At 52.2% G+C, this 18,447-nt stretch carries 23 protein-coding genes; all 23 read left to right on the top strand.

The genetic code is table 11. The annotated features are described in order from the left end of the window. Nucleotides 1-124 precede the first annotated feature (124 nt). The 23 genes from VPX56_RS10285 to VPX56_RS10400 all read left to right on the top strand — a co-directional run bounded on the left by VPX56_RS10285 (nucleotide 125) and on the right by VPX56_RS10400 (nucleotide 18,421). Nucleotides 125-436 (top strand): hypothetical protein, encoded by a 312-nt coding sequence (locus tag VPX56_RS10285; protein ID WP_326471525.1) that lies wholly within the window; start codon nucleotides 125-127, stop codon nucleotides 434-436. A gap of 125 nt (nucleotides 437-561) precedes the next feature. Next, nucleotides 562-753 (top strand): hypothetical protein, encoded by a 192-nt coding sequence (locus tag VPX56_RS10290; RefSeq protein ID WP_028013331.1) that lies wholly within the window; start codon nucleotides 562-564, stop codon nucleotides 751-753. A 787-nt stretch (nucleotides 754-1,540) separates the two neighbouring features. Further along, nucleotides 1,541-1,927, top strand: coding sequence for a phage holin family protein (locus VPX56_RS10300; protein WP_326471529.1), 387 nt, complete (start codon nucleotides 1,541-1,543; stop codon nucleotides 1,925-1,927). Beyond that, complete coding sequence (locus VPX56_RS10305; protein WP_326471531.1) at nucleotides 1,914-2,195, top strand: phage holin family protein; 282 nt, start codon at nucleotides 1,914-1,916, stop codon at nucleotides 2,193-2,195. The genes VPX56_RS10300 and VPX56_RS10305 overlap by 14 nt, the downstream gene beginning before the upstream one ends. Further along, nucleotides 2,195-2,824: a glycoside hydrolase family 19 protein gene (locus tag VPX56_RS10310; RefSeq protein WP_326471533.1), complete on the top strand. Its 630-nt coding sequence runs from the start codon at nucleotides 2,195-2,197 to the stop codon at nucleotides 2,822-2,824. The genes VPX56_RS10305 and VPX56_RS10310 overlap by 1 nt, the downstream gene beginning before the upstream one ends. Before the next feature lie 7 nt (nucleotides 2,825-2,831). Further along, nucleotides 2,832-3,101 carry a hypothetical protein gene (locus tag VPX56_RS10315; protein WP_326472018.1) on the top strand — a complete coding sequence of 90 codons (270 nt, stop codon included), beginning with the start codon at nucleotides 2,832-2,834 and terminating at the stop codon, nucleotides 3,099-3,101. A 1,119-nt stretch (nucleotides 3,102-4,220) separates the two neighbouring features. Then, entirely contained in the window at nucleotides 4,221-4,634 is a 414-nt protein-coding gene (locus VPX56_RS10320) for an Ivy family c-type lysozyme inhibitor (protein WP_326471535.1), read from the top strand. Nucleotides 4,635-5,085: 451 nt separating this feature from the next. Next, on the top strand, nucleotides 5,086-6,084 hold the full coding sequence (locus VPX56_RS10325) for a terminase small subunit (protein ID WP_326471537.1): 999 nt from the start codon (nucleotides 5,086-5,088) through the stop codon (nucleotides 6,082-6,084). Then, the gene (locus VPX56_RS10330) at nucleotides 6,062-7,369 is read left to right on the top strand and encodes a terminase large subunit domain-containing protein (RefSeq protein WP_326471539.1); all 1,308 of its coding nucleotides are present in this window, start codon (nucleotides 6,062-6,064) and stop codon (nucleotides 7,367-7,369) included. The genes VPX56_RS10325 and VPX56_RS10330 overlap by 23 nt, the downstream gene beginning before the upstream one ends. A gap of 1 nt (nucleotide 7,370) precedes the next feature. Continuing rightward, a complete protein-coding gene (locus tag VPX56_RS10335) occupies nucleotides 7,371-8,759 on the top strand; it encodes a DUF4055 domain-containing protein (protein ID WP_326471541.1) in 1,389 nt (462 codons plus the stop codon). 1 nt (nucleotide 8,760) lies between these two features. Beyond that, nucleotides 8,761-9,858, top strand: coding sequence for a structural protein (locus VPX56_RS10340; RefSeq protein ID WP_326471543.1), 1,098 nt, complete (start codon nucleotides 8,761-8,763; stop codon nucleotides 9,856-9,858). 80 nt (nucleotides 9,859-9,938) lie between these two features. Continuing rightward, nucleotides 9,939-10,709 (top strand): hypothetical protein, encoded by a 771-nt coding sequence (locus VPX56_RS10345; protein WP_326471545.1) that lies wholly within the window; start codon nucleotides 9,939-9,941, stop codon nucleotides 10,707-10,709. Nucleotides 10,710-10,721: 12 nt separating this feature from the next. After that, a complete protein-coding gene (locus VPX56_RS10350) occupies nucleotides 10,722-11,675 on the top strand; it encodes a major capsid protein (protein ID WP_326471547.1) in 954 nt (317 codons plus the stop codon). Between the two features lie 47 nt (nucleotides 11,676-11,722). Then, a complete protein-coding gene (locus tag VPX56_RS10355) occupies nucleotides 11,723-11,956 on the top strand; it encodes an Ig-like domain-containing protein (protein ID WP_326471549.1) in 234 nt (77 codons plus the stop codon). 36 nt (nucleotides 11,957-11,992) lie between these two features. Beyond that, the gene (locus VPX56_RS10360) at nucleotides 11,993-12,475 is read left to right on the top strand and encodes a DnaT-like ssDNA-binding protein (RefSeq protein WP_326471551.1); all 483 of its coding nucleotides are present in this window, start codon (nucleotides 11,993-11,995) and stop codon (nucleotides 12,473-12,475) included. Between the two features lies 1 nt (nucleotide 12,476). Next, nucleotides 12,477-12,737: a hypothetical protein gene (locus tag VPX56_RS10365; RefSeq protein WP_263609415.1), complete on the top strand. Its 261-nt coding sequence runs from the start codon at nucleotides 12,477-12,479 to the stop codon at nucleotides 12,735-12,737. A 3-nt stretch (nucleotides 12,738-12,740) separates the two neighbouring features. Beyond that, the gene (locus VPX56_RS10370) at nucleotides 12,741-13,091 is read left to right on the top strand and encodes a hypothetical protein (RefSeq protein WP_326471554.1); all 351 of its coding nucleotides are present in this window, start codon (nucleotides 12,741-12,743) and stop codon (nucleotides 13,089-13,091) included. A 1-nt stretch (nucleotide 13,092) separates the two neighbouring features. Then, nucleotides 13,093-13,677, top strand: a complete 585-nt coding sequence (locus VPX56_RS10375) for a hypothetical protein (RefSeq protein WP_326471556.1) — start codon at nucleotides 13,093-13,095, stop codon at nucleotides 13,675-13,677. Next, nucleotides 13,674-14,084: a DUF4128 domain-containing protein gene (locus VPX56_RS10380; RefSeq protein WP_326471558.1), complete on the top strand. Its 411-nt coding sequence runs from the start codon at nucleotides 13,674-13,676 to the stop codon at nucleotides 14,082-14,084. The genes VPX56_RS10375 and VPX56_RS10380 overlap by 4 nt, the downstream gene beginning before the upstream one ends. A gap of 69 nt (nucleotides 14,085-14,153) precedes the next feature. Then, nucleotides 14,154-14,825: a phage tail protein gene (locus tag VPX56_RS10385; protein WP_326471560.1), complete on the top strand. Its 672-nt coding sequence runs from the start codon at nucleotides 14,154-14,156 to the stop codon at nucleotides 14,823-14,825. A gap of 64 nt (nucleotides 14,826-14,889) precedes the next feature. Then, a complete protein-coding gene (locus VPX56_RS10390) occupies nucleotides 14,890-15,201 on the top strand; it encodes a phage tail assembly chaperone (RefSeq protein ID WP_326471562.1) in 312 nt (103 codons plus the stop codon). A gap of 92 nt (nucleotides 15,202-15,293) precedes the next feature. Next, nucleotides 15,294-15,512, top strand: a complete 219-nt coding sequence (locus tag VPX56_RS10395; protein WP_308446515.1) for a DUF1799 domain-containing protein — start codon at nucleotides 15,294-15,296, stop codon at nucleotides 15,510-15,512. Next, nucleotides 15,509-18,421, top strand: coding sequence for a phage tail tape measure protein (locus tag VPX56_RS10400; RefSeq protein ID WP_326471564.1), 2,913 nt, complete (start codon nucleotides 15,509-15,511; stop codon nucleotides 18,419-18,421). The genes VPX56_RS10395 and VPX56_RS10400 overlap by 4 nt, the downstream gene beginning before the upstream one ends. Nucleotides 18,422-18,447: the final 26 nt, after the last annotated feature.

Here is an 18,447-nt window from a genome sequence, read left to right on the forward strand (position 1 = left end):
AGCCCTGCGGTTAACCCCGTGGGGCTTTTTTTATCACTTAAGAATGCATTTTAAACCCCCCAAAGAGATTAAATATTGTGATAATGTGAATATAAATTCACTTTCAGACATTTAATGGAGGGGTATGATTGTAAGAACATGGCATGGTTGCGTACCAGTACGACACAGTGATGGGTTTGCTGCGCATCTTGAATTAACGGGAGTTAAGCACTCTAAAAGTGTTTATGGCAACCAAGGTGCATACGTACGGCGTGAACGACAGGGAGAATGGGAGCATTTCTTTCTGGCAACTTATTGGCGTGATCTCTCATCCATTAAGGCTTTCGCCGGTGAAAATTACCACGTAGCGGTAACCTATCCAGACGATGAGCAATTTGAGCTTCTTTCCGATCCCTATGTCTTTCAGTTTGAAGTATCTGAGATGAATGAGATCTGACTGAGTAGTTCGGCAACAGTGATGAGGAAGTCCTATCCTCATGACAGAAATAAATCCTGAATATATCTAACGCCATTCATCTCAACTCAGCAATATACACATCTCATCATGTTAAGGAGATGATCATGCAAGAAGGTTACTACTGGATTCAGCACAACGGCAGGATTCAGGTTGCTTACTACAGCAATGGCGTTACTGAAGACCTTGAGACGGGACTTACTTTTAATGGTATTTGGCATCTGACACAGGGTGACGACATCTGCGACAACGGAGAAGCTGAGGTGATTGAAGGCCCTCTTCCTGTACCATTTAAATGAATATATTCATCTGATTACGTGGCAGATTCTTCATACTGCACATATGCTTCTTAAGCATCCTGTAGAATGGATGTTTCTGAAAGCGTTTTTGTGGTGGATCCCCCTAAGCGGAGGGGCGGTTCAGCAGGACATTTCTCCAGAGTGTCCAACCAGCGCGCGGAAATGTATGCTGTGATCATTTCCACCGGGAGGCACCCGGCACCACTCCCTCTGTTATTGCCAACTTAGCTATTTATGCCTGCTTGTCCGAGCAGGCATTTTTTTGCACTAACATACTAATCATTGACGAAATGAATAAATCTTGTTTAGGTTATGCATGTGATGAATCCCCCTGTGCGGTGGGGTGTCTGGTTCACTGCTATTTGCAGGTATGCGCGCGACTTTGATAACCAGAGATAAGTCACCGGGAGGCACCCGGCATCACATCCTCCTAAAAAAGTATTTGCTGACCACAATGTCCTAAATGCCATATACACTTCTTAATGAAATAATTTAAGAGGTGAATTATGAAAGAGGGATATTATTGGATAAGACACAATGAATGTGTCCAAATTGCTTACTATTCGCATGGTCAAACCGAAGATATGTTGACTGGTAAGATAATTAGTGGGGTCTGGCATCTTACTCAAGGCTTTGATCTTTGCCATAACGGAGAAGCGGTCGTTCTGGAAGGACCCATATCCCCACCTTTATGAACATAATTGGAAGAACACAGGCTGCCTAAGGGCGGCCTTCTTTATTTCCCCTCAAATTTACTGAGAGGATTCACAGCAATATGAGGCGGCAGATGTCCGATCCATTTTCCGGCACGGGGCTGGCCGGTTTAGCTTTGACTGGAGCCAGTGTCTACGGTCTATTGACCGGAACTGACTACGGTGTTGTTTTTGGAGCATTTGCGGGCGCCGTATTCTACATAGCCACAGCGGCTGACCTGAGCGTGTTACGTCGCCTGGCCTACTTCTTCGTGTCGTATATCGTAGGCATTCTTTGCTCGGGGCTGTTGGGTTCAAAACTCACATCCTGGACGGGTTACACCGAGAAGCCTTTGGATGCTATCGGTGCCGTAATAGCTTCTGCGTTAGCCGTTCAAATCCTTACGTTCCTGAACAAGCAGGACATCGGCTCGCTGGTGGCGCTGATAACGCGGCGAGGAGGTTCAGGTGGCCCTAAATGACCCAACAGCAACTATCAACGCGCTGCTCTGCTCCGGGGTGGTGTTAACCCTCATGTTTTATCGTCGTGGTGAATCGCGGCATCGGCCATGGGTTTCGCGTCTAGCCTGGCTAATTACTGTCACGTATAGCGCTGTGCCTCTGGCGTACCTGTGTGGGATTTATCCGCATTCATCATGGGCCACAATTGCGGCCAATATCATATTCCTTTCCGTGCTGGTGGCTGCCAAAGGCAACGTTGCACGTCTGGTTGATCATCTGAGGCTCTAATGAACCAAACACAATTTCAGAAGGCGGCTGGTATCAGCGCCGGGTTAGCTGCGCGCTGGTTTCCGCATATCGCCGCCGCTATGAAGGAATACGGCATAACCGCACCGCTTGATCAGGCGATGTTTATTGCCCAAATGGGGCATGAAAGTACTAGATTTACCCGGCTGGTGGAGAACCTGAATTACGCGGTTGAAAACCTGGTAACGACGTTCGGTAGCCACCGCATCACGCAACAGCAGGCCGCCACACTTGGCAGAACGGCAACGCAACCGGCAAACCAGAAAGAGATCGCTAATTTGGTATACGGTGGTGAGTGGGGAAAAGAACACCTGGGCAATCAGGTTGCCGGTGATGGATGGAAATACCGCGGTCGCGGGCTAAAACAGGTTACCGGCCTGAGTAACTATCGCAGTTGTGGCCACGCGTTGAAACTGGACCTTGTTACTCATCCAGAACTGCTTGAACAGGATGAATACGCCGCGCGCTCAGCCGCATGGTTCTATGCCTCTCGCGGTTGCCTGCTTCATTCCGGCGATGTGGAACGCGTGACGCTTCTTATCAATGGCGGCAGAAACGGGTTGGATAAGCGCCGCGCGCTGTTTAACCTGGCGAAATCCGTTCTGGTGTGAGGTGAAGGTGGGGATCGAAACGATAATCGGGCTGGCCGCGTTGTTTATTTCCGCTATTGCCGGCGCTTTTGGCATGGGCCATATTCGCGGCACAAGCAAAGCGGAAGCGAAATCCGATCAGCAGCGCACCGAAGATAACGCAGCGGCAACGGTCGCAGCAGCCGAACGCCGGATAGATGCAACGAAAGAGGCCAGCAATGTACAGCAGACTGTTAACCATATGCCTGGCGACGATGTTGATCGCGAGCTGCGGGACAACTGGACCCGTAAGGGTTGATGTTGTCGATACTGCGTGCGACTGGGTTAAACCAATTTACGGTACAGCGCACGACTGGGATGTTCTGGATAAGCAGACAAAGCGCGACATCCTGGCGCACAACAAAGCGTGGCAGGCTAACTGCCATACAAGATAGAACCTCATCCATGAGGCTCTGACACAGTCTCTCCTCTGGACTTTAACCATAGCAAGTAATGAGGATTCCGTTATACGAATGGACAATTCTTTGAGGGACAGATGATTAATTGGTAGGGTAAAGCTTAAACAAATCAGGGTGGCTCATCCTTGAGCACACGGGTAGTCCTGAACGACGACTTCACCTGACATAGCAAAGTCTATGGAAGAGTTTAGAAAACAATGTGTATTTATCAAGGCGGGAAAGGAAAAAGTCCCTTCCGAAATGAAATCCTGCAATTCGGAAGGGAGACCGAAGAGGTCATCATTACAAGAGAGTGTAAATGTAATCCATTTCTCAAAAGTAAAAAGGTGTATTAAATAAATAACTCAAAGGAACGAATATCTACTTTCTTCTAATGCCTGATGGATATACGGAATGAATGATTAGCGAAGAATTTTAACAATGCTCACAACTTTATTTTGTCTGTCAGCTACATTTTAATGGCACGAGTGATTCAATATCTCTGCCATACAGATGAATCCCCCTGAGCGGAGGGGCAACCAGTCATTGCTGGACGTAACGTTGCGGGTTTGCGGAGTGATGCAAGTCCACCGGGAGGCACCCGGCATCTGAATGCTTGACTAAAGGAATAGGGTACACGTCGAAATGAGTGCGAAGTAATACCTACTTACTGCTAGACCCAGCCAGCTCTGTCCGAGCTGGCTTTTTTTGCAAAAAAAAGCCCTCTCAGAGAGGGCTACAGGAGTCTCTTTCGTTGCTCTTTTTATTGATGTTCCCCGGAGTTGGCATTCTCCGCATCAGAGTCTTAAAAAGCCTGGCAAACAGTCAGTAATTAACAAGCATAAGCGGCAGTGATTAGGATAATCCTTAGACAATCATTTAGGATAAAAAGTAATATCGAATACTCTGGCTAACTTTAGTGCTGACACAACAACGGCTAAGGTATAGAGTTGAGATGTCTTTAGGGAATGAGGATTAAAATGAAAGTTAAAATGATTGTCGCTGTTATGGCTTTTGTTTCTTTAGGTGCTCTTGCCGACGAGGGGCAGTATCTTTCTGACTTCGCTAGTGCAAAAAGCACCTCTAAGAGCTACTCCGAGCTAATCAGCAAAAACAAACTACCTACATGGGTAAAGAGTGGCGGCACGAGCACACCATCAACCGAAGTTACAGTTGCGGGCAAAAATTATATTGCTCTGTCAGGATGTAAACCACACAGTTGTCCTGAACAGAATATTGCTGTTCTTTACTCACCTGATAACGGTGATATCCATGGTGTGTTTTCTGATTTCAATGCAGAAAAGAACCAAGAGACACTGACCTGGTTAAACGTGGATCCGATTGATTCTGATGCGATGAAAAATGCGCTTTTCAATCGACTGTACGGCAATTAAATAACCCATGCTTCAAACTGTAATCCACCAGTTTGAAGCTTCAATACACGAATCAACCGCCACTCAGTGTGTTGGTCGCTCACATAGCACTCTCGTTTCGCTTAACTTTAGCAATGAATTCCTCTGTGATTGTTAGACCCGCTATGATTTCCGAATTTAAGACAGAAGCACCAAATTTGCTTACGAGGTCAAGAAGAGCTTCATATGTCTGGATGAGTTCCATTAGATCAGAAATGACTATTTGGTCATGCTCAGTGTGCAGAAGAGTCCGTGCAGAGGCTTGATGCACTATCCACTCGAGATTCGCCTTGATTTTCTGTACGTCATCGTAGTTATACATATTTCATGAGCTTAAATCCTCATTTCAAGATTTATTTGAGAAAAATACTTCGTTGCTTCAGATAATGAAGCTGTGAGTGACGTCTAAAATTCATTCAATTTAGAGGTAACAATGGCTAAGCCGGACTGGGGCGAGCTGCAGAAGCGGTTCCTGTCTGATCACGCTGCTACTGGCATATCCCCTAAGGAATGGTGCGAGGCACATAACCTTAATTATGTAACTGCTCGCCGCTATATCAAGAGATCTACTGCGCAAAATACAAAAATTTACCCGCGAAAGATAGTGAGTCGTGCGCAAAAAGAAAAATGCGCAGGCGAACTAATGGATATTGATGGTTTGACGACTCAGCAAAGGCGCTTCGTTGGTGAATATCTGAAGGATGGCAATGCTACACAATCAGCTATCCGTGCGGGTTACAGCAAGAAGACTGCTGAACAAATCGGCTATCAACTCCTTCAGAAAACTTCAGTTGCGCAGGTTATTGCGCAGCAGCAGAAAGCCTCAATTGTGCGCACTCTCGGCAGTGCCGATGAGGTACTCGAACAGATGTGGCAGCTCGCTACCTTCGATGCAAATCAGCTTTCGCAGTATCGCCGCGGTGCGTGTCGTTACTGCTGGGGTTTCGCTCACCAGTATCAGTGGCGTGATGCCGTGGAGTTCGAAGAGAAAAGACTTGAGGCCGTTGAGCGTGACAGACGTGAACCCGAAGATTCCGGCGGGTACGGTTACGACCACAACCGAGAGCCTAACCCTGAATGCCCACGCTGCAACGGTGATGGCATTGGCCAGCCTTACTTCGCTGACACAAGGAAACTTTCCCCTGATGCTGCGCTGGCTTACTCCGGCGTCAAGCTGGGGAAGAGTGGTGTGGAGATTACGGCCATCAGCCGTGAGCGAATGTTCGAAGCGGTAATGAAGCGCCTGGGCCTGGCCGATAGCGAGTTTGCGCAGCGACTGCAGCAGATTGAAATCGAACGACGGCAGCTTGAGGTCGAGAAACTCCGTAAAGAGCTGGCCGGTGATAGTGAGGACGATCAACCAACCCCAGTGCAGATCAATATCAACGTAGTGGATGCGAGGGCAGACGATGGGGATCAGCCCGACACTTAACATTCCTCAGGCGCGCTTCCTCGCGATGCAGCACAAATTCAAAGCCTATGTTGCCGGGTTCGGTTCCGGTAAGACGTGGGTGGGTTGTGGCGGCATCTGCAAGGGGATGTGGGAGCACCCTAAAATCAACCAGGGTTATTTCGCGCCGACGTACCCGCAGATTCGTGACATCTTCTACCCGACGATTGAAGAGGTGGCCTTTGACTGGGGCTTGAACGTCAAAATCAACGAGGGAAACAAAGAGGTTCACTTCTACGAGGGGCGACGGTTCCGCGGGACCACAATCTGCCGCTCGATGGAGAAGCCCGGCTCGATCGTCGGCTTCAAAATCGGTAACGCGATGGTGGATGAGCTGGACGTCATGGCGGCTGCCAAAGCGCAGCAGGCCTGGCAAAAAATCATCGCCCGTATGCGTTACAACATTCCCGGTCTGAGAAATGGAATTGACGTCACGACCACGCCGGAAGGGTTCAAATTCGTCTACCAGCAGTTCGTTAAGGCTGTGCGGGATAAACCGCAACTGGCGGCTCTGTATGGACTGATTCAGGCCAGCACGTTCGACAATGCGAAGAATCTACCGCCTGATTACATCCCATCGTTGCTGAGCTCTTACCCTGACGAACTGATTCAGGCATACCTGCGCGGGAAATTCACCAACCTCAACAGCGGGACCATTTACCACACGTTCAACCGTAAGCTGAATAACTGTTCTGATGAGGTTCAGGATGGGGATCCGCTGTTTATCGGCATGGACTTCAACGTGGGGAAAATGGCCGCGATTGTACACGTTAAGCGAAACGGCCTGCCGCGCGCTGTTCGTGAACTGGTGAAGGTCTACGACACGCCGGCGATGATTAAGCGCATACAGGAAGAGTTCTGGCGCTATGAGGACGGTCGCTACGTGAAGAGCCGGGAGATTTATATCTATCCGGATGCCTCTGGCGACTCCCGCAAATCGCAGAACGCCAGCAAGACCGATATTGCCCAGCTCAACGATGCTGGATTTAGCGTCATCGTTGATGATGCCAACCCGCCGGTTAAGGACCGCATCAACTCGATGAACGCCATGTTCTGCAACGCCAACGGCGAACGCCGCTATCTGGTTAACGTGCAAAACTGCCCGGTCTATACCGAAAGCCTTGAACAACAAGTCTGGGCGGCGAACGGCGAGCCGGACAAAAAAGCGGATAACGATCACCCCAATGATGCTGGTGGGTACTTCATCGTGAAAGATTACCCGATCGTGAAACCGGCATACTCAATCACCATGGACACCACTTTCTGATATGGCAAACGACGACATCACCTGGGTTCGACCAGAACACCGGGCGGCTTCTGCTGCCTGGCGGAAATACAGGGACTTCTGCAAAGGAGCTGAGGCCGTAAAGGCGGCGGGTAATACGTATCTGCCGTATCTCGACCCAAACGATAAATCCACGCGTAACCGCAAACGCAACGAAGACTATCTGAGTCGCGCGGTGTTCTATGCCATTGCCGGCAACACTAAAATCGGCATGCTTGGCATGGCATATCGAAAGGATCCCACTTTTAACGGCCCGGAGAAGATCAAATATCTGTTAGACAATGCTGACGGGGCCGGCACCAGTATTTACCAGCAGTCGCAGCTGGTGACCGAGAACGTGCTGGAGGTTGCGCGAGAGGGCATTTACGTCGATTACGCTGAAGCCTCCGATGAGGCGATCATCCTCCGCTATCCGGCAGAGAACATCATCAACTGGAGAACAAAGCGTATTAACGGACGCGATCAGCTGGTGCTGGTGGTCCTGCGCGAATGCGTAGAAGAGCCGGATGGTTACGCTTACAAGGATGAAATCCAGTACCGCGAGCTGGCGCTGGAAGAAGGGCGGTTCATCTGCCGGGTATGGCGCCGGGCTGGTGGCACAACAAGTGGAACCTACACCGTTGACAGTGAGTACCACCCTAAGCCGAAAGGAAAGGACTACTGGGATGAAATTCCGTTTACCTTTGTCGGCGCCCAGAACAACGATCCCACTATCGATGACTCTCCGCTGGCCGCGCTGGTGGAGATAAACCACGGGCATTACCGTAACAGCGCTGACTATGAAGACAGCGTATGGTTCTGTGGCCAGGTGCAGCCGTACATGACCGGGCTTGATACCAACTGGCGCGATCACCTCGAGAAGAAAGGCGTGAAAATTGGTTCCCGATCACCGCTTTTACTTCCTAAAGAAGGCTCTTTTGGTTATGCCCAGGCGCAGCCGAACATGCTGGCTAAAGAGGCCATGGACAGCAAGCGCGATTACATGGTGCAGCTGGGCGCGCGGCTGATTGAACAGAACGCCACGGCGAAGACAGCAACCCAGGCGAGTGGTGAGCAAACATCTTCCACATCCGTGCTCGGTATCTGCGTTTCAAACGTTTCTGAGGCCTACACGCTGGCGCTTGGCTGGTGTGCGAAATACCTGGGCATCAAGGGCGAAACGACGAGTTACGCCATCAACCAGGAATTCATAGCGAAAGTTGCAGAGTCGGGCATGGTGACGGCGATCGTCAACGCCTGGCAGTCCGGTGCGCTTCGCGATAGCGATATGATTCGCGCGCTGCAGAAGCTCGATCTCATTGACCCGGCGGACAGCCCGGATGAAGTGATTGATGCAATTCGCAATCAGGCACCAACGTTGACGGGAGGTTGAGATGCCAACCGTCAACGAACGCCTGCGCGATGAGTCGATCGCACATTCCATCTGGTTAAGCCGCTACGCTACGGGCGTGGCAAACCGGATGGTGAAGATGCTTAACGAGACGGACGCGGACCTCTCGGCTCGCCTGCTCGATGCGCTGGACAGGTTGCCTCCGGAGAGCTTCACCGTTAATCGTCTGCAGAGTTTACTAGGCAGCGTACGCGAGCTTAACCACCAGGCCATAGCGACCATGCAAGCAGGGCTCGAGAGTGAGCTGGTGGCGCTGGCAAAGAACGAAGCCAGTTATCAGCTGAGCCTGTTCGATTCCCTTCTTCCATCACAGGTCCTGTCTCACTATCCGCTGCAGGGCATCACTGCCGATATGGTGTATGCCGCGGCGATGGCGCAGCACTTTCAGGGGCGGCTGCTGAGTGAGTGGGCGGAGAATCTGGAATCGGACAGACTGGCGCGGATAGTGAATGCCGTCCGCAGGGGGTATCTTGCCGGCGACACGGTAGAAACAATCGCGCGCAATGTTCGTGGCCACGCCAATAAAGACTATCGCGACGGCGCGCTGCAGATGAGCAGGGCAAATGCTGCCAGCATCGCTAAAACAGCCGTGAATCATCTGGCTGCCATAGCACGCAACAGCTTCACCAGCGCCAACAGCGATATCGTAAAAGGCAAACAGTGGCTATCTACGTTGGACAATAAAACCAGTTACGACTGCATTATTCGTGACCTGTTGCGTTACACCCTGGATAACAAACCGGTCGGGCATAAGGTGCCTTACCTGCAGGGACCCGGGAAGATTCATTTCTGCTGTCGTTCTACTGAAACCCTCATCCTCAAGTCGTGGCGCGAACTCGGCATCGATATCGACGAGATGGACGAGGGGACTCGTGCCAGCATGGATGGACAGGTACCGGGGAAAACATCATATCTGGAATGGCTCGCGCGCCAGCCGGCACAACGCCAGGATCAGGTTCTGGGTGCCGAGCGTGGTCGTTTGTTCCGCGCGGGTGAAATCGACCTGGCTGATATGTTCACTGACAAAGGCGAATGGATCAGCCTTGAAAGTTTGAAGCAGCTCTCAGGCACAGACAACTAACAATCACATCTTACTCCACGCCCTGGCATCCGCCGGGGCTTTTTTATGGGCGAGGCCCGGCAAAATCCCGAGGGGAAATTATGTTAATTCGAAACATGCTTCTGAAATATTACGCACCTGAAAGCGGCGGTGAGGGCGGCGGTGGCGGTGGTATCGAAATCACTCCTGCAATCCAGAAGCTGATTGATGAGCGCGTGACCAGTGAAGTCACTGGCCTCAAAACGAAAAATAGCGAACTGCTGGGCACCATTAAACAGCAGAAGGAAAACCTGTCCCGATTTGAAGGTATCGATCCAGACGCGGTGCGCGGCATCTTGCAGCGTTTTTCTGACGACGAAGAGGCGAAGCTTATCGCCGCCGGAAAAATTGATGAGGTGCTCGATAAGCGCACCGAGCGACTGCGTGCTGATGTCGACAAAAAGATTAAAGCAGCAAATGACCGCGCGGACAAAGCCGAAGCGTTCTCCAACAAATTCCGGGACCGCGTCCTGGGTGATGCAATCCGAGCTGCAGCCGCGAAGGCAGGCGCGCTGCCGGAAGCATCCGACGACCTGATCCTACGTGCCAAAGGCACATTCCAGCTCAACGACGAAGGCGAGGCCGTAGCGGTTGATGCAAATGGCGATGTTCTGTTCGGGAAAGATGGCAAAACCCCACTAAGTCCGCTTGAGTGGGCGGAGTCTCTTAAGGAGACGGCTCCGCACCTATTCCCGCGCGCCGAAGGCACCGGCGCAGGCGGACACAAGCCAAACGGCGGTGGCAGTCTGAAACGTTCCGAAATGAGCGCCAGCAATAAAGCGGACTACATCCGCAAGCATGGCCAGCAGGCCTTCCTCAAACTTCCGAAATAAGGAATTTAAACCATGGCAACGACTGTTAATACTGACCTGGTTATTTATGATGACCTGGCCCAGACCGCTTTTCTTGAGCGCCGCCAGGATAATCTGGAAGTGTTCAACGCTTCCTCCAACGGTGCGATTTTGCTGGATAACGAACTGATCGAAGGCGATTTTCGTAAGCGTGCTTTTTACAAAGTTGGTGGCTCCATTGAATCGCGTGACGTGAACTCCACCGATAAAGTGACGGGCAAAAAGATTGGTGCCGGTGAAGCCGTATCTGTCAAAGCACCGTGGAAATACGGACCGTACGAAACCACCGAAGAGGCTTTCAAACGCCGCGGCCGCTCTGTAGACGAGTTCTCCGAAGTGATCGGCACTGATGTGGCTGACGCGACACTTGAGGGCTACGTTAAGTACGGCCTGAAGGCGCTGACTGCGGCGATTGGTGCTAACGCCGACATGGTCGTAACCGCCGACATTGAGACCGACGGTAAAAAGACCCTGACGCGCGGCCTGCGCAAATACGGGGACAAGTTTAACCGCGTGGTGCTGTTCGTGATGCACTCTGCCACCTACTTCGACATCGTGGACGAGGCGATCGCCAACAAAATCTACGAAGAAGCGGGCGTGGTGGTTTACGGCGGGCAGCCAGGCACGCTGGGTAAACCTGTGCTGGTGACCGACACCATGGACGCTGATGCGATCCTTGGGCTGGTAGCTGGTGCGGTTACTGTTACCGAGTCTCAGGCGCCGGGCTTCCGTTCCTACGATATCAACGATCAGGAAAACCTTGCGGTTGGCTATCGTGCTGAAGGCGTGGTGAACGTTGATCTGCTGGGCTACAGCTGGGATACCGCCAAAGGTGATAACCCTGACCTGACCGCCATCGGTACTGCGGGCAACTGGAAGAAACACTTCACCAGCAACAAATCTACGGCGGGCGTGCTGATTAAACTGGAATCCGCTGTGGGGGAGTAACGCTGTCAGCGGATAAAACCTCCGCAACTGCTGACAGCACAGACGCGGTGACTGTTTCTCTGAAGTACACGCTGAGTGGCTCCGGTGTATCCGGTAAAACCGTCGCGTGGACGTCCACAGGTGGCACGCTTAGCACGGCCAGTTCTCAAACAGGCTCTGCTGGTGGTGCAACGGTGAAACTCACATCAGACGTTGCTGGCACCTTCACGGTAACCGGCACGGTTGAAGGAATGGCGAAAACCACTGAACAGATCACCTTCACTGCTCCTTCCGGGGAATAACGAATGGGGCGAAAGCCCCATAAACAGGATGATTAGATGGTCAATACCGATATCACCTCTCCTGATGCCAACAGCTACGCCAGTGAAGAGGATCTTGCTTCATTTGCCGAAATACGCGGCATTGAACTGCCTGACAAGCTCACACCTTTGTTGATTAAGGCCGTGGATTATCTGGAAGGTCTGGACTGGGTTGGCTCAAAAGCTGACCCGAGCCAGGCTCTGGCCTGGCCACGCGTGAATGTCGTTCTGGATGAACATGATTTCCCGCCGGATGAAGTTCCACGGCAGGTAATAACCGCGCAGTGCATGCTGGCGGTAGAGGCAATCGACGGCGATTTACTCTCCAGCGTGCGCGAAGCTGCTGTGAAAGCTGAACGTGTGGAAGGTGCTGTCACCATGACCTATGCGGTCGCAGATGGCCAAGTCTTTACACCGTCTTATCCGGCCGTTATGGCGCTGTTGGGCGACCTTGCTGGTGGTCGTGGCTACGCAATCAATGCATTTGCTGAGAGGGCATGAGATGCCGGACCTTAAAGTTATTAACCTGGCGAGCAGAAAAGATGCCGATCTCGAACATAACCGAACCGAGGTTATCAGGCTTCTGGAAGAGGCACTTCATGCTGCTCGCGAAGGCAATTATCGCAGCTTGGCGATTTTGCTCATTGATGAAAGTGGTGCGGTTATGGATGCATGGCATAGCGGTAGTTTGCCGTACGTTATGGTTGGCGCCATCGAATCATTAAAAACTGACTTTATCAATCTGCAAATTGAGAGGCGCTGACGAATGCCCATTGATTACCAACGTATGCAGGCCAGAACGACCCGCATGCTCAGGCAGAACGGCGCGACGCACAACGTCACCCGTAAAGGCTCGGTAACGGTTATCGGCGGCGTTGAGCATAAAACTGAAGCGGTCCGTTTTACTGCTGTGGGTGTAAAGACCGAATACGCGCCAGGCGAAATTGATGGAACGGTCATCGTTAACGGCGACGTGCAGATCGTATTCACCGCTGAGCAGGAAATTAAAATCGGTGATGTGGTTGATATTGACGGCACAGCCTACCGTATTGTCAAACCGAACCCGGCAAAACCTGCCGTGCTGGTGCTCTGCTACAAAGCGCAACTGAGGGCTTAGCATGGGAGAGAACGCGGCTTTCCTGGCTGAAATCACGGCTTTCGTTAACAAGGCAAAAACGAATCAGGAAGCAGTGGTGCGCGCCGTCGGAATCAAAATTCTTAACCAGCTGGTGGTGATGTCCCCAGTGGGCAACCCGGAGTTGTGGGAAGTTAACCAGACAGCCGTTTCCTATAATCGCACTGTTTACGACCATAACGAAGCGCAGCGCGCCAATCCCGACAACCTGACCAAAACCGGGCGACTGAAGAAAAAAGCCCGGGTGGTGGATGGGATGGACATCAAAGCACCGCCGGGGTATACCGGCGGACGCTTTCGCGGTAACTGGCAGGTGTCCTTTGATGCGCCAACGACTGACGAGACAGGGCGAATAGACAAGACCGGCGACCTGACAAAAGCGGCCGGTAACTACACGCTGTCGCTCTTCAAAGTCGGGATGAAGGCCATTTATTTCTGCAACAACGTGCCCTATGCCTACCCGCTTGAAATGGGGCATTCCACACAGGCGCCGGGCGGTATGGTCCGCATAACTGCAGCTGAGTTTCAACGCTTCTTTGAGGAAGCTGTCAGGGAGGTGACTAAGTGATTCCAGATATTGCATCTGCACTGGCCGCCAGACTGGGTACCTGGGCCGATGCTGAGGGCATTTCGGTTGCATGGGAGAACGTGCCGTTTACACCTCCTGCTAACGAGATGTACCTGGCCGTTCACGATATGCCCGTTACGCCGCGAACAATCGATCTTGGCTTGCGCTGCCGGACTTTTTCTGGCGTGTACCAGATTAATGTCGTGGCGCCAGCCGGCTCCGGCCGTACCTCCGTCGTTGCCCTGGCGGGCAGAGTAGCGGAATTGTTCTCCGAGGGGCTGGAAATTGCAGGCAAAGACTTTACCTGCTGGATTAGCAGCGCGCCTGGCATATTCCGCGGCGTCCCTACACCTGTGTCCTACACCGTTCCTGTCAGCCTGAATTATCGGGCAGACATTACCAACTGATTCCCTCTGTGATGTCCCACAACTGACCGGCCTTGAGCCGGTTTTCCCGTTTCTAAAGGAGTAACCACTATGGGCTTTGCATTGCCTAACGGCGCTCATGTCTATCTGGCATCGGGCTACGGCCCGGCCATTACGTTCACCGGCGCGACGAATGCTGAGCACGCGGTGATCACCGTTAGCGCCGCAGACGATATCGCGGTCGGTGATATCGTTCACGTGAACTGCAACTGGTCGGGTATTGATAATGTTATCGCGAAAATCGACGCGATTGCGGAGAATGCTGTCACTCTTCGCAACATCAACACCACAAACACAAACAAATACGCGGCGGGCGGCGGTTCCGGCGCTATTCGCAAAATTGAAGAATGGACCGAGCTGCCACAAATCACTGAGGTATCGAAATCTGGTGGTGATCAGAACACCACGCAGATTCAGTTCCTCAGCGATGATCGCCAGCGCAACCTGAATACCTATAAATCCGCTGTCTCTCAGACTTACTCGATTGCTCACGACTCAACTCTCCCGGTTTATCCGCTGCTGCGCCAGCTGGACGAAGACGAAGAGACTGTGGCGGCGTACATGTATGTGCCGAAGGCGAAAGAAAACCGTTACTGGGCGGCCACGGCATCTTTTGACGATACGCCGACTACTGCGGTTAACGAGGTAGAGACAGTGAGTGTGGTGCTGAACCTGCAGTCACCGGCGATGACGTTCTACAAGGTGGCTGACGCTGCCGCCTAACCCGTCAGAGCTTTCAATATTCTATGCCTTCCTTTGCGGAGGCTTTTTTTCGTAAGAGGTATCAATGGCGACTAAATTCACCCTTCAGCCCAAACCAACTTTCAAGGCCAACGTCACGATCCCGCGCGCTGGCGATGAGGATGGTGTACTGACCTTCACGTTTAATCATAAGCCACTTAAAGAGCTGGCTGATCTGGAAAAACTGGAAGGCAAAACTGCCACTGATTTTCTGATGGAAATTATTTCTGGCTGGGCGCTACCCGATGCATTCAACGCGGAAAATCTGTCGGTGCTGCTGGAAAACTATCCGGCTGCAATGAAGGCTATCCCTGAAACCTACTATCGCGAACTAATGGGGCAGCGCGAAAAAAACTGATAGCGGTTGCCTCTGCATTCTATACGCCTGAACCCACAGCGGCAGACCTGGCACCCTATGGGCTTACGCCGGATGACTACGACGATCAATACATCGACGTCTGGCCAGATGTATGGCCTTCATTCCTGGTGTTTCAGGCTGTCAGCACGCAGTGGCGCACGGGCATGGGAGGCGCATCAGGGCTTGATTACAACGTGCTGCCCTGGGTGATGCGCCTGCACCACGTCGACGACGAGGCAACCGCGCTTTCGGACATCCGAATCATGGAGAGCGCCGCACTAAAAGTTATGCATAAAGAGAGGGCGGAATGAGTAACGACATAGCCACGATTTCCCTGCGCGTAAATACCACTGAGCTGGAGCGTGGTAACCAGGCACTGGATCGCTTTCAGGAGACCGCCGCCGCCGCTGCAGGTAAAGCGGATGACCTGAACAGTACTTTCCGCACCGGCATCGATAACCAGAAGAAGAACAGCGAAAGTCTGAAGCAGCAGCGTCAGGAACTGCAGAACCTGCTGAATAAAATTAGCCCGGTAAACAAGGCGCTGGATGAGCTGGACACTATCCAAGAGAGCCTGGTGAAGTTTCGTGGTAAAGGGCTGGTGGGAGATGAGGATTTTACTCGTTACAACAGCGTGCTTGAGACGACGCGGGCAAAACTGGCACAGGTAATGGAGTCTGAGACCGCAGAGGGGCGGGCTCGCATTGAGCAGGTTCAGGCAGCGCAGCGAGCAGCTGCGGCGGGCAAAACCTTTATCGATTCGCTAGCAGAGCAGGTCAAAGCAATCGGGAAAACGCGCGCAGAACTGTTAGAGCTAAAAGCAGCCCAACTTGGCGTGTCCGATCGTGCTGCACCGATGATCGTCCGACTGAAAGAGCAGGAGGAAGCGTGGAAGTCAGGAGCGATCAGCGCGGGGCAATACCGCAACGCGATGCGTTATCTACCAATGCAAATGACCGACATCGTAACTTCATTGGCGTCCGGTATGCCGGTTTATATGGTAGCCATTCAGCAGGGCGGCCAGCTGCGCGATTCGTTTGGCGGTGTAGGCAATGCTCTCAAAGCGATGTTGTCGATGGTGACTCCTGCCCGAGTGGCCATTGGTGGCCTGGCCGGTGCTGTTCTGATTGCTGCAAAAGCGGGAGCGGACTACTTCACAGCCTACGACGAAATTAACAAGGCCATTATCAGGACTGGCAACATTGCAGGCACGTCAGCGCTCCAGGTAGTGGCTTCCTCCCAGTCCATTGCTGCCTCTACTGGCGCTACTGTAGGAACCGTTCAGAGTTTGATGACTGAGCTGGTTGGCATGGGAGCGCTGACACAGCAGCAACTTGAAAACGCAGCGGGCTCCACGGCGCTGGCGGTTCAGACCGGTATAGTCTCGGCGCAGGACATCACCAAAGCCTATAAGGATATCGAAAAAGACCCTGTTAAAGCGCTGCAGAGTCTCAACGAACAATATAATTTCCTGACCGTTTCACAACTTAAGCATGTTGACAATCTGATAAAGCAAAAGGACCAGACCGCGGCCGTTACGCAGGCTATGGACCTGTTTGGCGATACGATGGCAAAACGTGGTGAACAGGCTTATGACTCGTTGACGCCGTTTGGTCGCCTGTGGCTGGATATCAAGGGCTGGGCGTCTGAGGCCATGCAGAGTATCGGTCAGTGGGTAGCTGAGCTGGCATCAAACACACTGAAGGAATTCAACGCAATTTATTACAGCGTTGCGATCGTTTTCCAGAAGCTGAACCAGATCATTTCTTCCTCTATCGCTGCCGCGATTAACCTCGTTCCCGACTGGGCGAAAACAGATACTTTGCAGGGATGGCAGGACTATAACGAACAAATGGCCGGCGCATATGGTGACAGCGTCTCTCAGCTGAAAAAAGACTGGGATGCGGCTGATATCAGTGCAGGTAAATACCTCGATACGACCAGAAAGATAAGTACCGCAACCACCCAGAAGGATCGGGAAGGAGTCGCTTCTTTTGGTAAAAAGACCAAAACCGGAAAGCCGGGAACTTTATCGGCAGGCGATCGCAGCACGGATGCTGCCCAGGCCGAGCTGCTGGCGCTTCAGGCACAGTTACGCGCGCTGCAGCAGCATAAAGGGCTGAACGACACTATCAGCCAGCAGCGCAAAGTACTGTGGACAACTGAAGCGAAATTTCAGGTGCTGGAGGAGGCCTCGCGTTCACGTTCACTGACAAAGCAGGAACAATCCCTGCTGGCGAGTAAAGACCAGGTGCTTCAGTTGGCACGGCAGAAAGCACTGTTAGGTGATCAGATTACCGCACAGGAACAGCTGAACAAGCGAATGGATACCTCGCAGAAATACGTCACGCAGATGGCAGAGAAGCAGGCTGCACTAGTGAACGGTGCCGGGATCAGTGACCGTCAGGCACAACGTGAACTCGTGAAAAGTCAGCTTGCAGCTGGCTGGATCAACTCCGGCGGCACGCTTGACGACGATGGATATCAGAAGCAGCTTAAAGCGGCCAATGATTACTATGATGCAGAGGACCGATTACGTGGCGACTGGCTGACTGGCGCGAAAAAGGGCTGGGCTGAATTTGAGGACAGCGCGACCAATGTTTACTCGCAAGTGCAGACGATTGCCAGCAATGCGTTCACCGGGATGGCCAGCACGCTCACCGACTTTTTTACTACTGGCAAATCTAACTTCTCAGACTTCCTGAATACCTTCCTGAAGGGCATCGCCCAGATGCTGACTCAACTGGCTCTGGTTAATGGAATGAAGTCAGCCTTTGGTGGTACGGGTATCGGTGCGTTCTTTGGTTTCTCTGGTGGCGGTCTGGTGCCGGGATTCGATAGTGGTGGCTACACCGGTGATGGTGGTAAATACCAACCGAAGGGTGTGGTTCACGGCGGGGAGTTTGTTTTCACCAAAGAGGCTACCAGCGCGCTTGGAGTGGGAAACCTTTACTCTCTGATGCATAGTGCCCAGGGCTATGCCACTGGCGGCTATGTAGGAACCGCGCCCATGTATGGTCTGCAATCATCCGCTGCTGGTGGCGTAAATGTCCAAACATCTGTAGTGGTGCAAAACCAAAATTCCCAGCAGCAATCATCCGGGAATGATGACGCGATTTCCCGAGCCTACAAACAGACCATTGATCAGTCTGTCCGTGAAGGTATCGCGAAGCAGTTGCGACCCGGCGGGCTTATCTGGAATGCATCAAAAACACGTTAACCCGCTCCGGCGGGTTTTTTTATGCC

Source organism: Enterobacter wuhouensis, from assembly GCF_035835995.1.
GTDB lineage: Bacteria > Pseudomonadota > Gammaproteobacteria > Enterobacterales > Enterobacteriaceae > Enterobacter > Enterobacter wuhouensis.